General features: G+C 73.6%; 12 protein-coding genes. 10 read left to right on the plus strand and 2 right to left on the minus strand.

The features are described 5' to 3' along the window. The first annotated feature begins 15 nt into the window (after positions 1-15). From Q5530_RS34865 to Q5530_RS34900, 8 genes are all read left to right on the plus strand, one after another. Positions 16-495 (plus strand): SigE family RNA polymerase sigma factor, encoded by a 480-nt coding sequence (locus tag Q5530_RS34865; protein ID WP_415367084.1) that lies wholly within the window; start codon positions 16-18, stop codon positions 493-495. Then, on the plus strand, positions 492-1,448 hold the full coding sequence (locus Q5530_RS34870) for a hypothetical protein (RefSeq protein ID WP_415367086.1): 957 nt from the start codon (positions 492-494) through the stop codon (positions 1,446-1,448). The genes Q5530_RS34865 and Q5530_RS34870 overlap by 4 nt, the downstream gene beginning before the upstream one ends. A gap of 111 nt (positions 1,449-1,559) precedes the next feature. Further along, positions 1,560-3,065: a histidine ammonia-lyase gene (hutH, locus tag Q5530_RS34875; protein ID WP_415367087.1), complete on the plus strand. Its 1,506-nt coding sequence runs from the start codon at positions 1,560-1,562 to the stop codon at positions 3,063-3,065. Then, positions 3,065-4,708, plus strand: a complete 1,644-nt coding sequence (hutU, locus tag Q5530_RS34880; protein WP_415367088.1) for a urocanate hydratase — start codon at positions 3,065-3,067, stop codon at positions 4,706-4,708. Before hutH ends, hutU begins: the two co-directional genes overlap by 1 nt. After that, positions 4,705-5,883 (plus strand): allantoate amidohydrolase, encoded by a 1,179-nt coding sequence (locus Q5530_RS34885; protein ID WP_415367089.1) that lies wholly within the window; start codon positions 4,705-4,707, stop codon positions 5,881-5,883. Before hutU ends, Q5530_RS34885 begins: the two co-directional genes overlap by 4 nt. Continuing rightward, entirely contained in the window at positions 5,880-7,145 is a 1,266-nt protein-coding gene (locus Q5530_RS34890) for a formimidoylglutamate deiminase (RefSeq protein ID WP_415367090.1), read from the plus strand. Before Q5530_RS34885 ends, Q5530_RS34890 begins: the two co-directional genes overlap by 4 nt. Then, on the plus strand, positions 7,142-8,290 hold the full coding sequence (gene hutI / locus Q5530_RS34895) for an imidazolonepropionase (RefSeq protein ID WP_415367092.1): 1,149 nt from the start codon (positions 7,142-7,144) through the stop codon (positions 8,288-8,290). The genes Q5530_RS34890 and hutI overlap by 4 nt, the downstream gene beginning before the upstream one ends. Before the next feature lie 592 nt (positions 8,291-8,882). Beyond that, positions 8,883-9,875, plus strand: a complete 993-nt coding sequence (locus Q5530_RS34900) for an aldo/keto reductase (RefSeq protein ID WP_415367094.1) — start codon at positions 8,883-8,885, stop codon at positions 9,873-9,875. Between the two features lie 108 nt (positions 9,876-9,983). Here the strand turns inward: Q5530_RS34900 and Q5530_RS34905 are convergent, their stop codons facing one another. Together Q5530_RS34905 and Q5530_RS34910 are read right to left on the minus strand one after the other, a co-directional pair. Next, positions 9,984-10,166 carry a DUF6104 family protein gene (locus Q5530_RS34905; protein ID WP_380635935.1) on the minus strand — a complete coding sequence of 61 codons (183 nt, stop codon included), beginning with the start codon at positions 10,164-10,166 and terminating at the stop codon, positions 9,984-9,986. Positions 10,167-10,171: 5 nt separating this feature from the next. Continuing rightward, positions 10,172-13,933 carry a multifunctional oxoglutarate decarboxylase/oxoglutarate dehydrogenase thiamine pyrophosphate-binding subunit/dihydrolipoyllysine-residue succinyltransferase subunit gene (locus tag Q5530_RS34910; protein WP_415367095.1) on the minus strand — a complete coding sequence of 1,254 codons (3,762 nt, stop codon included), beginning with the start codon at positions 13,931-13,933 and terminating at the stop codon, positions 10,172-10,174. A gap of 356 nt (positions 13,934-14,289) precedes the next feature. Here Q5530_RS34910 and Q5530_RS34915 point away from each other — a divergent pair, with 356 nt between their 5' ends. Both Q5530_RS34915 and Q5530_RS34920 read left to right on the plus strand, forming a co-directional pair. Continuing rightward, the gene (locus Q5530_RS34915; protein ID WP_415367142.1) at positions 14,290-14,646 is read left to right on the plus strand and encodes an ArsR/SmtB family transcription factor; all 357 of its coding nucleotides are present in this window, start codon (positions 14,290-14,292) and stop codon (positions 14,644-14,646) included. Then, complete coding sequence (locus Q5530_RS34920) at positions 14,643-15,125, plus strand: SRPBCC family protein (RefSeq protein ID WP_415367096.1); 483 nt, start codon at positions 14,643-14,645, stop codon at positions 15,123-15,125. Before Q5530_RS34915 ends, Q5530_RS34920 begins: the two co-directional genes overlap by 4 nt. The last annotated feature ends 55 nt before the right edge of the window (positions 15,126-15,180 follow it).

Here is a 15,180-nt window from a genome sequence, read left to right on the forward strand (position 1 = left end):
GCGCATTGGAGGGTCATGACGACGAGCTTCGAGGAGTTCGCCGCGGCTCAGGTGACCCCGCTGCTCCGCTACGCCACCGTGCTCACCGGCGACCCGCACCTGGCCCAGGACGTGGTCCAGGAGTGCCTGCTGCGCGCGCAGCAGCGCTGGGCGCGCATCAGCGGCGTGGACGCCCCGGTGGCCTACCTCAAGCGCATGGTCACCAACGAGTACCTGAGCTGGCGCCGCCGCCTCAAACCCCACGTCCCGCTGACCGGCGTGGACCCGCCCACCCCGGACCCCACCGGGCACTACGACGAGCGCGAGGCCATGCTCCAGCGCATCGACGCGCTGCCGCGCAAGCAGAAGGCCGCCGTGGTCCTGCGCTTCTACGAGGGGTACGACGACGAGGAGATCGCCGCCACCCTGGGCTGCTCCCGGGGCACGGTCCGCAGCCACATCTCCCGCGCGCTGGCCACCCTGCGCGCGGCCGAGAAGGTGAAGGAGGCGCTGTGAACGACACCGAGAAGCTGGTCGCGGAGGCCCTGCGGCTGCGCGCCGAGCGCACCCCGCCGCCCGGTCCCGTGCTCGCCGCCCTGCGCCGCCCGCGCCGCGACCGCAGGCCGCTGTTCCTGGTCCTGGCCACCGCCGGCACGGTCGCCGCGGCCGTCGTGGCGGTCACCACGGTCACCGGGCCCCCCGCCGCCGAGCAGGCGCCGCCGGCGGTGTCGATCCCCACGACGGCGGTGGACCCGGGCCCGGTCGTGCCGACCGTGCCGCTGGAGTACAGCCCGACGTGGCTGCCCGACGGCTTCACCGAGTGGCAGCGCGGCACCTCCCCCCACGGCTCGGAGCGCTCCTACCAGCGGACCGGGGCACCCGACTCCGTCGCGTCGCTGATCGGGTTCAGCGTCCGCCGGGACGACATCGCCACGCGCACCGCCTCGCTGGAGGCGTCCGCCGACCGGGTCGCGATCCACGGCGCGCCGGGCTACTTCGTCGGCGGCGACCTCCACTGGCGGGTCCGCGAGGACCGGTTCCTCGTCGTCACCACGCAGGCGGTGCCCGACGCGCGCGCCACGGCGCTGCGGGTGGCCGAATCCGTCCAGCCGGACGACCGGGTGGTGCGCGTGCCGGTGTCCGTCGACGGCTCGACCGACTTCACCGTCTCCGCCCTGGGCGAGGAGGGCTGGACCGCCTACGTGAACGCGACGCAGGACGGGCACCGCTACCTCGTCTCCCTCTCCACCTCCCCCTACCTGGCCAACACGGTGCGGGAGGTGACGGCGCGGGACCGTCCCGCGCAGTACTACGAGGTCAGCGGCGGGCTGCTCAACGTGGACCTCGGCGGCGGGCGGTACCTCGGCGTGTCGAACTCCGCCCCGACCGGCCCGTTGGCGCCCCCCGAGGTGCTGGTCGGGATCGCCGGGCGGGTGGTGGTGGACCCGCGGCCCCAGGTCAGGTGGTAGCCGGCTACCCCGGCCGGCCGGGGTAACTCTCTGGGGTAGCTGTCTGGGGTACCAGACGGCATCGCGGGTTCCCGGGTCGTGCGGACCCGGCCGCCGGGGTGGGATGGGGACATGCAGCAACCCGTGCAGCTGGGTCCGAAGCCCCTGACCCGAGCCGACGTCCACGCCGTGGCCCGCGAGGACGCGCGGGTGGAGATCACGGACGCGGCGCGCGAGGCGGTCACCGCCGCCCGCGCGCACATCGACCGCCTGGCCACGGCCGACGAGCCCACCTACGGCGTGTCCACCGGGTTCGGCGCGCTCGCGGTCCGGCACATCCCGCCGGACCGCCGCGCCGCCCTCCAGCGGTCCCTGGTCCGCTCGCACGCGGCGGGCGCGGGCCCGGAGGTGGAGCGCGAGGTCGTCCGCGCGCTGGTCCTGCTCCGCCTCAAGACGCTGACCAGCGGCCACACCGGCATCCGGCCGGGGACCGCCGGGGCGATGGCCGCCATGCTCAACGCGGGCATCACCCCGGTGGTGCGCGAGTTCGGCTCGCTGGGCTGCTCCGGCGACCTCGCGCCGCTGTCCGCCGCCGCCCTGGCGCTGATCGGCGAGGGCGAGGTGCGCGACGCCGCCGGTCACCTGGTCCCGGCCGCCGACGCGCTGGCCGCGGCGGGCATCGAGCCCGTCCGGCTGGCCGAGAAGGAGGGCCTGGCGCTGATCAACGGCACCGACGGGATGCTGGGGATGCTGGTGCTGGCGATCGAGGACCTGCACCGCCTGCTGGACGTGGCCGACCTGACCGCGGCGATGAGCGTGGAGGCCCTGCTCGGCACCGACCGCGTGTTCGCCGCCGACCTCCAGGCGCTGCGCCCCCACCCCGGCCAGGGGCACTCGGCCCGGCGCATGGCCGCGTTCCTGGCGGACTCGGAGATCGTGGCCAGCCACCGCGGCCCGGACTGCACCCGGGTCCAGGACGCCTACTCGCTGCGCTGCTCGCCCCAGGTCCACGGGGCCGCCCGCGACACCGTGGCCCACGCCGAGACCGTCGCGGACCGCGAGCTGGCCGCCGCGGTGGACAACCCGGTGGTGCTGGCCGACGGCCGGGTCGAGTCCAACGGCAACTTCCACGGCGCGCCGCTGGCCTACGTGCTGGACTTCCTGGCCATCCCGACCGCGGACGTGGCGAGCATCGCCGAGCGCCGCACCGACCGGATGCTCGACGTGCACCGCTCGCACGGCCTGCCGCCGTTCCTGGCGCACGACCCGGGCGTGGACTCCGGCCACATGATCGCCCAGTACACCCAGGCCGCCATCGTCAGCGAGCTCAAGCGGCTCGCGGTCCCGGCGAGCGTGGACTCCATCCCGAGCAGCGCCATGCAGGAGGACCACGTCTCCATGGGCTGGTCCGCCGCCCGCAAGCTGCGCAGGGCCGTGGACGGGCTGCGGACCGTGCTGGCGATCGAGCTGGTCACCGCCGCCCGCGCCCTGGACCTGCGCCACCCCCTCAAGCCCGCACCCGCCACCGCGGCGGCCGTCGCGACGCTCCGCGAGGTCGTGCCGGGCCCCGGCCCGGACCGCCACCTCGCCCCGGAGATCGCCGCCGCCGAGGAACTGATTCGAAGTGGAGCGATCTGATGGTCCGCGCCAACCGAGGAACCGAGCTGACCGCCCGCAGCTGGCAGACCGAGGCCGCCCTGCGGATGTTCCACAACAACCTGGACCCGGAGGTCGCCGAGCGCCCCGACGACCTGGTGGTCTACGGCGGCACGGGCAAGGCCGCCCGCGACTGGCCGAGCTTCCACGCCATCACGCGCGAGCTGACCGACCTGGCCGACGACGAGACGCTGCTGGTGCAGTCCGGCCGCCCGGTGGGCGTGCTGCGCACCCACGAGTGGGCGCCGCGCGTGCTGATCGCGAACTCCAACCTGGTGCCGGACTGGGCGAACTGGCCCGAGTTCCGCCGGCTGGAGGCCGAGGGCCTGACCATGTACGGCCAGATGACCGCCGGCTCGTGGATCTACATCGGCACCCAGGGCATCCTCCAGGGCACCTACGAGACGTTCGCCGCGGTCGCGGACAAGCGGTTCGGCGGCACCCTCAGGGGCACCCTCACCGTCACCGCCGGCCTCGGCGGCATGGGCGGCGCGCAACCGCTCGCGGTCACCATGAACGAGGGCGTCGCCCTGTGCGTCGAGGTCGACCCGGCCCGCGCGCGCCGCCGCGTGGAGACCCGCTACCTCGACGAGGTCGCCGACGACCTGGACGACGCCGTGACCCGCGTGCTCAGGGCCAAGGCCGAGGGCCGCGCGCTGTCGGTGGGCCTGATCGGCAACGCCGCCGAGGTGCTGCCCGAGCTGCTGCGCCGCGACGTGCCGGTGGACGTGGTCACCGACCAGACCTCCGCCCACGACCCGCTGGCGTACCTGCCGAAGGGCGTGGCCGTGGAGGACTGGGCCGACTACGCGGCGGGGAAGCCCGACGAGTTCACCGACCGGGCCCGCGAGTCGATGGCCGAGCACGTGGGCGCCATGGTCGGCTTCCTGGACCGCGGGGCCGAGGTGTTCGACTACGGCAACTCGCTGCGCGGTGAGGCCCGGCTCGGCGGCTGCGAGCGGGCGTTCGACTTCCCCGGCTTCGTGCCCGCCTACGTCCGGCCGCTGTTCTGCGAGGGCCGGGGCCCGTTCCGGTGGGCCGCGCTGTCCGGCGACCCGGCCGACATCGCCAAGACCGACCGGGCGATCCTGGAGCTGTTCCCCGGGGACGAGAAGCTGGCCCGCTGGATCCGGCTGGCCGGCGAGCGGGTGGAGTTCCAGGGCCTGCCGGCCCGCATCTGCTGGCTCGGCTACGGCGAGCGGCACCTCGCGGGCCTGCGGTTCAACGAGATGGTGGCCTCCGGCGAGCTGTCCGCGCCGATCGTGATCGGCCGCGACCACCTGGACTGCGGCTCGGTGGCCTCCCCCTACCGGGAGACCGAGGCCATGGCCGACGGCTCGGACGCCATCGCGGACTGGCCGCTGCTCAACGCCCTGGTCAACACCGCCTCGGGCGCCACCTGGGTGTCGCTGCACCACGGCGGCGGCGTGGGCATCGGCCGCTCGATCCACGCCGGCCAGGTGACCGTCGCGGACGGCACCGAGCTGGCCGCGCGCAAGATCGAGCGGGTGCTGACCAACGACCCGGCCATGGGCGTGATCCGGCACGTCGACGCGGGCTACCAGCGCGCCGCCGACGTGGCCGCCGCGAAGGACGTCGTGATCCCCATGGCGGGTGCGCGGTGATCGACCTCGCGGACCTCGCCGACGTCGGCCGCGACCCGCGGCGCGGCGGGTACTCGCGGCACGGCTTCGACCGCGCCGAGCTGGAGCTGCGCGCCTGGTTCACCGAGCAGGCGCGGAGGCGGGGCCTGGACGTGCGGCCCGACCGCAACGGCAACCTGTGGGCCTGGTGGGGCGAGCCGGGTCCGGGCGCCGTGGTCACCGGGAGCCACCTGGACTCGGTGCCCGGCGGCGGCGCGTTCGACGGCCCGCTGGGCGTGGTGTCCGCGCTCCAGGCGGTGGACCTGCTGCGCGCCCGCGGCTTCACGCCGGCCAGGCCGCTGGCGGTCGTGGTGTTCGTGGAGGAGGAGGGCGGGCGCTTCGGCGTGGCCTGCCTGGGCTCGCGGCTGATGACCGGCGCGATCTCGGCCGAGGCCGCGTGCGCGCTGACCGACGCCGACGGCGTCACCTTCGGCGAGGCGGCCCACGCGGCGGGCTTCGACCCGCTGCGCATGGGCCGCGACCGCCGGGCGCTGTCGTCCATCGGCGCGTTCGTCGAGCTGCACGTGGAGCAGGGGCGCGGGCTGGAGGTGCCGGTCGGGTTGGCGTCGTCGATCCTGGCGCACGGCCGGTGGCGCCTCACCTTCACCGGCGAGGGCAACCACGCCGGGGCGACGCTGGTCGAGGACCGCCGCGATCCGATGCTGCCGGCCGCCGCGGCGGTGCTGGCCGCCCGGCGGGCCGCGACGGGCGGCGCGCGGGCGACCGTGGGCCGGGTCGTGCCGAACCCCGGCGGCACCAACGTGATCGCCTCGTCCGTGGACGTGTGGCTGGACGCCCGCGCCGACGACGAGCCGCGCACCCGCGAGGTGGTCGAGGCGGTCACCGCGGCCGCCCGGGAGGCCGCGCGGGACGAGGGCTGCGAGGTGGTCGTGCGCGAGGAGAGCTGGGGCGGGACGGTGACCTTCGACGCCGGGCTGATGGCGGAGGTGCGCGCGGCGATCGGGGCCGACACGCCCGCGCTGCCCACCGGGGCCGGGCACGACGCGGGCGTGCTGGCCGCGCACGTGCCCACCGCGATGCTGTTCGTGCGCAACCCCACCGGGGTGAGCCACGCGCCGGGGGAGCACGCCGAGCCGGACGACTGCGCGGCGGGCGTGGTGGCCCTGGCGACGACGCTGGAGCACCTGGCCCGGTGACGGGCTTCTGGCTGGAGCGGGCGTGGCTGCCGGACGGGCCGGCCGCGCGGGTGCTGGTGCGGGTGGACCGGGGGCTGATCACCTCCGTGTCCACGGTGGACACCATCCCGCTGGGCGTGGAACGCCTGCGCGGCATGGTGTTCCCGGGTTTCGCGAACGCCCACTCGCACGCGTTCCACCGGGCGTTGCGCGGGCGCACGCACGGCGACGGCGGCACGTTCTGGACGTGGCGCGAGCGGATGTACGCGCTGGCCGGGCGGTTGACGCCCGAGTCGTACCTGCGGCTCGCGCGGGCGGTCTACGCGGAGATGGCCGTGGCCGGTGTGACGGCGGTGGGTGAGTTCCACTACCTGCACGCGGGCGGCAACGAGATGGGCGAGGCGCTGCGGACCGCCGCCGCCGAGGCCGGTGTCCGGCTCACCCTGCTGGACGCCTGCTACCTCGCCGGGGGCATCGGCGAACCGGTGCGCGGGGTGCAGGAGCGGTTCTCCGACGGCACCGGCGAGCGGTGGGCGGCCCGCGTCGCGGAGCTGCGGGAGGACGGCAACACCCGGGTCGGAGCGGCGATCCACTCCGTGCGCGCCGTGCCCCGCGAGGAGTTGGCCCTGGTGGCGGGCGCGTTCCCGGACCGGCCGCTGCACGTGCACCTGTCGGAGCAGCCGGCCGAGAACCGGGCCTGCCTGGACGCGTACGGGATGACGCCGACGCGGCTGCTGGCCGAGGCGGGCGCGCTGACGCCGCGCACCACCGCCGTGCACGGCACCCACCTGTCCGCCGAGGACGTCGGGCTGCTGGGCGCGTCCGGGACCGGCGTGTGCTTCTGCCCGACCACGGAGGCGGACCTGGCCGACGGGATCGGACCGGCGCGGGAGCTGGCCGACGCCGGGTCGCCGCTGTCGCTGGGCAGCGACCAGCACGCGGTGGTCGACCCGCTGCTGGAGGCGCGCGCCCTGGAGCACGGCGAGCGGCTGCGGACCGGCCACCGGGGGCGGTTCGCGCCCGCCGAGCTGGTCGCGGCGCTGACCAACCACGCGGCGATCGGGTGGCCCGGGGCGGGGCGGATCGCGGTGGGCTCGCCGTGCGACCTGGTGGCGGTGCGGCTGGACTCGGCACGCACGGCCGGCGCGTCGCCCGACCAGGTGGTCCTGGCGGCCACCGCGTCGGACGTGGCGGCGGTCGTCTCCGGCGGCCGGGTGGTGGCGCGTGACGGGGTGCACGAGTCGTTGGGCGAGGTCGGGCGGTTGCTGGGGGAGGTCCTGTGAGCAGCGCGGTGGTCACCGGCATCGGTGAGCTGACCACGAACGACCCGGGGCTGGGGCGGCTCGCCGACGCGGCGCTGGTGGTCGAGGACGGGGTGGTGGCGTGGGTCGGGCCCGCCTCGTCCGCGCCGGCCGCCGACGAGGCCGTGGACGTCGGCGGGCGGGCCGTGCTGCCGGGGTGGGTGGACAGCCACACGCACCTGGTGTTCGCGGGGGACCGGACCGCCGAGTTCGAGGCGCGGGTGGCCGGCCGGCCGTACACCGCCGGCGGGATCGCGGTGACCGTGTCCGCCACCCGGGCGGCGTCGGACGAGGAGCTGGCCGCGAACCTGCGGCGGCACGTGGCCGAGGCCGCCGCGCAGGGCACCACGACCGTCGAGACCAAGACCGGCTACGGGCTGACCGTCGCCGACGAGGTGCGGTCCGCGCGGATCGCCGCGGCGGAGGTGGACGAGGTGACGTTCCTCGGGGCGCACCTGGTGCCGCCGGGCGCGGACGCCGCCGGCTACCTGGACCTGGTGACCGGGGAGATGCTGGACGCGGTCGCCCCGCACGTGCGGTGGGCGGACGTGTTCTGCGAGGTCGGGGCGTTCGACGAGGACCAGTCCCGGACCGTGCTGCGGGCCGCCGCCGCGCGGGGGCTGGGGCTGCGCGTGCACGGCAACCAGCTGGGCGAGGGGCCGGGCGTGCGGCTGGCGGTGGAGCTGGGCGCGGCGAGCGTGGACCACTGCGCGCACCTGTCGGCGGCCGACGTGGACGCGCTGGCCGGGTCGTCGACGGTGGCCACCCTGCTGCCCGCGTGCGACCTGTCGACCCGCCAGCCCCTGGCCCCGGCCCGGCGCCTGCTCGACGCGGGCGCGACCGTCGCGCTGGCCAGCAACTGCAACCCGGGCAGCTCCTACACCAGCTCGATGGCGTTCTGCGTGGCCACGGCCGTGCTCCAGATGGGGCTGACGGTGCGGGAGGCCGTCGCCGCCGCCACCCTGGGCGGCGCGCGGGCGCTGCGCCGCGACGACGTGGGCCACCTCGGCGTGGGCGCGCGGGCCGACCTGCACGTGCTCGACGCGCCGTCGGCCACGCACCTGGCGTACCGGCCCGGCGTGCCGCTGACGTGGGCGGTCTGGCGGGCGGGCGTGCGGCTGCGGTGAAGGACCGGCCCGTGGTCCCGGTGCTCCCGGGACCACGGGCGGGGGTCAGCCGTTCACGACCTCCAGCTCGCCCTCCAGGTCGGCCCGGAGGTAGTGGGGGCTGAGCACGATCGAGGCCCGGTAGTACGCCGACCCGGGCGCGGAACGGGTGCTCCTGGGCGGCCACCCCGAGGGTGACCCGCTGCTCCTCGCCGGTGCACCTCGAGCAGGAGCGCGAGGCCGACGAGCACCGTGGACAGGACGCGTCCGGGCAGGTGGTAGCCGCCCTGCGCGACCACCGCCGCCGCGGTGGCGGCGAGCAGGGCCAGGACGTGGTGCGGCACCGCCTGGTGGGGTGCCGCGGTGGACGTGCGCTCGCGCTGGACCGGCACGACTTCCCCCCGGGTTGTGCCGTTGAGCCCCCGATGCGCCGATGCCATCGGCGGGACCCGCCTTCAAGGAAGGGTTCTTCACGATTTCGCTCGCCGGGCGGGCGCGGGACCCGCGCGCCACCTCGTCGGGCCGGGACCTCCCCCTCGACGTGCCGGCCCCTCGGGAGAGCTGGAGCGGCTCCACGTGGCCGGATCCGCGCGGTGCGGGCAGGCTTGGCGGTATGGAGTACACCCAGCTCGGCCGTTCCGGCCTGTCCGTGTCCCGCCTGTGCGTCGGGACGATGAACTTCGGGCCGGAGACCCCGGAGGCCGACAGCCACCAGATCATGGACCGCGCCCACGAGCACGGCCTGAACTTCTTCGACACCGCCGACGTCTACGGTTGGCAGAAGGGCGAGGGCGTCACCGAGCAGATCATCGGCCGGTGGTTCGCCCAGGGCGGCGGGCGGCGCGAGCGCACCGTGCTGGCCACCAAGCTGTACGGCGACATGGGGGACTGGCCCAACGAGAAGCGGCTGTCCGCGCTGCACATCCGGCGGGCCGCGGACGCCTCCCTCAAGCGGCTCCAGACCGACTACATCGACCTGTACCAGATGCACCACGTGGACCGGAACGCGCCGTGGGACGAGGTCTGGGAGGCGTTCTCGGTCCTGCGGCAGCAGGGCAAGGTGATCTACTTCGGGTCGTCGAACTTCGCCGGGTGGCACCTCGCCCAGGCCCAGGAGGCGGCCCGGAACAGGAACTTCCTCGGGCTGGTCAGCGAGCAGTCGATCTACAACCTGCTCAACCGGTACGTGGAGCTGGAGGTGCTGCCGTCGGCCCGCCACTACGGCATCGGCGTCATCCCGTGGTCCCCGCTCAACGGCGGCCTGCTCGGCGGCGTGCTGCGCAAGCAGCGCGAGGGTGGGGGCTCGCGCGGCAACAGCGGGCGCAGCGCCGAGGCGCTGGAGAGGTCCCGCTCGGCCATCGAGGCGTACGAGAAGCTGGCCGCCGACCTCGGTGAGGACCCCGCCCACCTGGGCCTGGCGTGGCTGCTGCACCAGGAGGGCGTGACGGCGCCGATCATCGGCCCGCGCACGCGGGACCAGCTGGACGGCTCGCTGCGGGCGGTGGAGATCAAGCTGGACCGGGAGGTGCTGGACCGCTTGGACGAGCTGTTCCCGGCCCCCGGGCCGAACGGCAGCAAGCCCGCGCCGGAGGCGTACGCCTGGTGAGCGCGTACGCCTGGTGAGCGCGTACGCCTGGTGAGCGCGGACGCCTGGTGAGCACGGACGAGGCCCCCGCCCGGGAACGGGCGGGGGCCTCGTCGGCTCGTCGTCGGCTCAGTCCTCGAAGTCGTCCTCGTCGTCGCGCGCCAGGTACGTGGCCAGGCGCTCGACCGCCGTCTCGAACTCCGGGTTCGCGTCGACGAACCGGCGCAGCTTGTCGGCCAGCCAGGCGAGGCTGACCTCCTCCTCGCCGCGCCGGCTCTCCAGCTCCTCGATACCCCGGTCGGTGAAGTACACGACCCCTACTCGAACGCCTTGGTGATCAGCTCGCGCTGCTCGACCTCGTGGACCTTGGACGACCCGGCCGACGGCGCGGCCATCGGGCGCCGGGACACGCGCTTGACCCGGAAGCGGTCCGGCAGCAGCTCCGGCAGCGCCAGCCCGAAGAACGGCCACGCGCCCTGGTTCGCCGGCTCCTCCTGGACCCAGCGGACCTCGGCGGCGTTCGGGTAGCTCTCCAGCGCCTCGGTCAGCTTGCGCGCCGGCACCGGGTACAGCTGCTCGACCCGCACCACCGCCACGTCCTTGACGCCGTGCTTCTCCTGCTCGGCCAGCAGCTCGTAGTAGATCTTGCCGTAGCACAGGATGACCTTGGTGACCTCGGACTTCACCACGTTCCGGTCGTCGATGACCGACTGGAAGCGGTTCTCGACGAAGTGCTCCACCGGGCTGACCGCGGCCTTGAGGCGCAGCATCGACTTGGGGGTGAACACCACCAGCGGGCGGTTCACGCCGTCCAGCGCGTGCCGGCGCAGCAGGTGGAAGTAGTTCGCCGGGGTCGACGGCACCGCGATCGTCATCGAGCCCTCCGCGCACAGCTGGAGGAACCGCTCGATGCGGCCGGAGGTGTGGTCCGGGCCCTGGCCCTCGTGACCGTGCGGCAGCAGCAGCACCACGTCGGACAGCTGGCCCCACTTCGCCTCACCGGACGAGATGAACTCGTCGATGATCGGCTGCGCGCCGTTGACGAAGTCGCCGAACTGCGCCTCCCACAGCACCAGCGCGTCCGGGTTGGCCACCGAGTAGCCGTACTCGAAGCCGAGCGCCGCGAACTCCGACAGCACCGAGTCGTAGACCATGAACTTGCCCTGGGTCTCGGCCAGGTTCTGGAGCGGGGTGTACTCCTCGGACCGCTTGCGGTCCACCAGCGTGGCGTGCCGCTGCACGAACGTGCCGCGCCGCGAGTCCTGGCCGGCCAGGCGGACCGTGCGGCCCTCCATCACCAGCGACCCGAACGCCAGCAGCTCGGCGAACGCCCAGTCGATGCCGCCCTCGCGGGCCATCTTGGCGCGCCGCTCCAGCACCGGCTTCACCCGCGGGTGCGGGGTGAAGCCCTCGGGCAGGTCCACGTGCGCGTCGGCGATCCGCTCGATCGTCGACCGCTCGATGCCGGTGGGCAGCTTGGCCGGGATCTGCTGCTCGGCCTCGATCGACGGCGAGGTCTTGATCGGGTGCTTCTCCAGCTCCCGGACCTCGTTGAACACGTGCTCCAGCTGCGAGGAGAAGTCCTGGAGCGCCTTCTCGGCCTCCTCCACGGAGATGTCGCCGCGACCGATCAGCGCCTCGGTGTAGGTCTTGCGGACCGAGCGCTTGGTGTCGATCACGTCGTACATCGAGGGCTGCGTCATCGACGGGTCGTCGCCCTCGTTGTGGCCGCGCCGCCGGTAGCAGACCATGTCGATGACGACGTCCTTGTGGAACCGCTGCCGGTACTCCACGGCCAGCTTCGCGACCCAGTAGCACGCCTCGGGGTCGTCGCCGTTGACGTGGAACACCGGCGAGCCGATCATCTTCGCCACGTCGGTCGAGTACTTCGACGAGCGCGAGTTCTCCGGCGCGGTGGTGAAGCCGACCTGGTTGTTGACGATGACGTGCACGGTGCCGCCGGTGCGGTAGCCGCGCACGAGCGCCAGGTTCAGCGTCTCGGCGACCACGCCCTGGCCCGCGAACGCGGCGTCGCCGTGCAGCGCGACCGGCAGCACGGTGAAGCCCTCGCCGCCCTTGTCGAGCATGTCCTGCTTGGCCCGGACGATGCCCTCCAGCACCGGGTCCACGGCCTCCAGGTGCGACGGGTTCGCGGTCAGCGACACCTTGGTCTCGCCGTCGCCGAACATGCGGAAGTACTTGCCCTCCGCGCCCAGGTGGTACTTCACGTCGCCGGAGCCGTGCGCCTGGCCCGGGTCGAGGTTGCCCTCGAACTCGCGGAAGATCTGCGAGATCGGCTTGCCGACGATGTTGGCCAGCACGTTCAGCCTGCCGCGGTGCGGCATGCCGATGACGACCTCGTCGATCTCGTGCTCGGCGGCCTTGTCCAGCACCGCGTCGAGCAGCGGGATGACGGTCTCGCCGCCCTCCAGCGAGAACCGCTTCTGGCCGACGTACTTGGTCTGGAGGAAGGTCTCGAACGCCTCGGCGGCGTTGAGCTTCGACAGGATGTACTTCTGCACGGTGGCCGGCGGCTTCTCGTGCGGCACCTCGACGCGCTCCTGGATCCAGAGGCGCTCCTCCGGGTCGAGGATGTGCATGTACTCGACGCCGACCGTGCGGCAGTACGAGTTGCGCAGCACCCCCAGGATGTCGCGCAGCTTCATCCGCTCCTGGCCCGCGAACCCGCCCACCGGGAACTCCCGGTCCAGGTCCCACAGGGTCAGGCCGTGCGACAGCACGTCCAGGTCGCGGTGGCTGCGCTGGCGGTAGTTCAGCGGGTCCGTGTCGGCCATCAGGTGGCCGCGGGTGCGGAAGGCGTCGATCAGCTCGATGACGCGGGCGGTCTTGTCGACCGCGCCCTCGGGGATGTCGGCGACCCAGCGGATCGGCTCGTACGGCAGGCGCAGCGAGGTGAAGACGTCGTCGTAGAAGCCGTCCTCGCCCAGCAGCAGCTGGTGGATCCGCTTGAGGAACTCGCCGGACTCCGCGCCCTGGATGATCCGGTGGTCGTAGGTGGAGGTCAGCGTGATGATCTTGCTGACGCCCATGTCGGTCAGGGCCTGCTCGCTGGTGCCCTGGAAGTGCGCCGGGTACTCCATCGCGCCCACGCCGATGATCGCGCCCTGGCCCGCGGTCAGCCGCGGCACCGAGTGGTTGGTGCCGATCGTGCCGGGGTTGGTCAGCGAGATCGTGGTGCCGGAGAAGTCCTCGGCGGTCAGCGCGCCGCCGCGCGCTTTGCGGATCAGGTCCTCGTACGCCTGCCAGAACTGCGTGAACGTCATGTTCTCGCAGCCCTTGATCGAGGCCACGACCAGCGAGCGGGAGCCGTCCTTGCCGGGCAGGTCGATGGCCAGGCCGAAGTTGACGTGCTCGGGCGTGATCGCGTTCGGCTTGCCGTCGATCTCGGCGTAGTGGCGGTTCATGTTCGGGTACGCCTGGAGCGCCCGGACCACCGCGTAGCCGATCAGGTGGGTGAAGGAGACCTTGCCGCCGCGGGTGCGCTTGAGGTGGTTGTTGATCACGATGCGGTTGTCGGCCAGCAGCTTGGCCGGCACCGCGCGCACGCTCGTCGCCGTCGGGACGGTGAGCGACAGCTCCATGTTCTTCGCGATGGCGGCGGCCGCGCCGCGCAGCGGCTTGCGCTCCTCGCCCCTGCCCTGCTGCACCGGCGCGGCCTTGGCGGCCTGCGCGGGAGCGGGCTTGGCCGGCGCCTGCTTCGGTTGTGCCTGCGCCTGCTTCGGCTGCGCGGCCGGCGCGGACCGGTCGGCCGGCTTGTCGGCGGGCTTGTCGTCGGTCCGGCCGGTGGGCTTCGCGGCCGGCTCGTCAGCGGGCTTTGCGGCGGGCTTGGTGGCCGGCGCCGCGGCGGCCTTGGTGGCCGTCGTGGTGGTCGACGTGCTCGTGCCGTTCTCCGCGGACGTCGCGGCCCCGTTGGCGGACCGCTGCGTCGACTTGTAGTCGGCGAAGAAGTCGTGCCACGCCGGGTCTACCGACGACGGGTCGGCGAGGAACTGCTCGTACATCTCCTCGACCAACCACTCGTTGGGGCCGAACTGCGAAGCAGGGCTGCTGCTGGACACGGCTGGCGCTCGCCTCTATCCATCTCGCTCTTGGCAATGACTCACTCATCGTCAGGCTAGTCCCCCGTCTGGTGCAGTTCACACACAGGAGGGGCCGGGCGTCGAGTGTTCCCTCACAGGATCGATCAGGGCATCGGTCCCGTAACGGGTGCTTGAGCATCACTTGAGGTCAAGCCCGTCGCGTACTTCCCGGGCTTCGACCTGACGTTGTCGCGCGCACCCCGCCCGCACCCCGGCGGTGAGGTGTTCAGCCACCTGAACGGAACCGATGCCACCTGCGTGTTCAACCTTCTGGTTGACCAACTGCGCGGGCCGCCGTATGGTTGTGTTCAACCGAACGGTTGAGCAAGGAGGCGGTGGTGGACGACCGGTTGTCGCGGGTGTTCTCGGCCCTGGCCGACCCGATCCGGCGCGACATGGTGGCGCGGCTGGCCTCGGGGGACGCCACCGTGAACGAGCTGGCCGAGCCCTACCCGGTGACCGTGCAGGCCGTCTCGAAGCACCTGCGGGTGCTGGAGGAGGCGGGGCTCGTCACGCGCGGCAGGCAGGCGCAGCGGCGGCCCGTCCACCTGGAGGCGGAGGTGTTCGACCTGATGACGAAGTGGATCGAGCGCTACCGGCGTGAAGCCGAGCAGCGCTACCAGCGACTGGACGCCGTGCTCGCCGAGTTGGCCGAGCCCGAGCAGACCCGTGCCGAAGGAGAAGCGTCATGACCACGACCGAGCGAGCGGGAACCACGATCAGCGCCGACCCGGCGCTCCCGCTCATCCGCATCACCCGGGAGTTCGACGCGCCGCCCGAGGCGGTGTTCCGCGCGCACACCGAGCGCGACCTGGTGGTCAGGTGGCTGGGCCCGCGCTCGGTGACCATGGAGGTCGTCCGCTGGGACGCCACCACCGGCGGCGCCTACCGCTACCTGCACCGGCGCGACGACGAGGAGTACGGGTTCTTCGGCTCGTTCCACGAGGTGCGCCCGGCGGAGCGGATCGTGCAGACGTTCACCTTCGAGGGTTTCCCGGACGGGGTCTGCCTGGAGACGCTGACCCTGGAGGACCTGGGGGACGGGCGCACCCGCCTGCACGTGCTGAGCGTGTACGAGTCGGTCGAGGTGCGGGACGTGGTGCTGTCCAGCGGCATGGAGACCGGTGTGGTCGAGGGCTACGAGCAGCTGGACGAACTGCTGGCCTCCTGAGCGCCGCCCTTTCGGCCCCTCTCGCGTGACGAGCGGGGCCGTCAGGCGTTGGGGG

Origin of the sequence: Saccharothrix sp. BKS2 (assembly GCF_047689505.1) — a bacterium.
GTDB lineage: Bacteria > Actinomycetota > Actinomycetes > Mycobacteriales > Pseudonocardiaceae > Actinosynnema > Actinosynnema lopnurensis.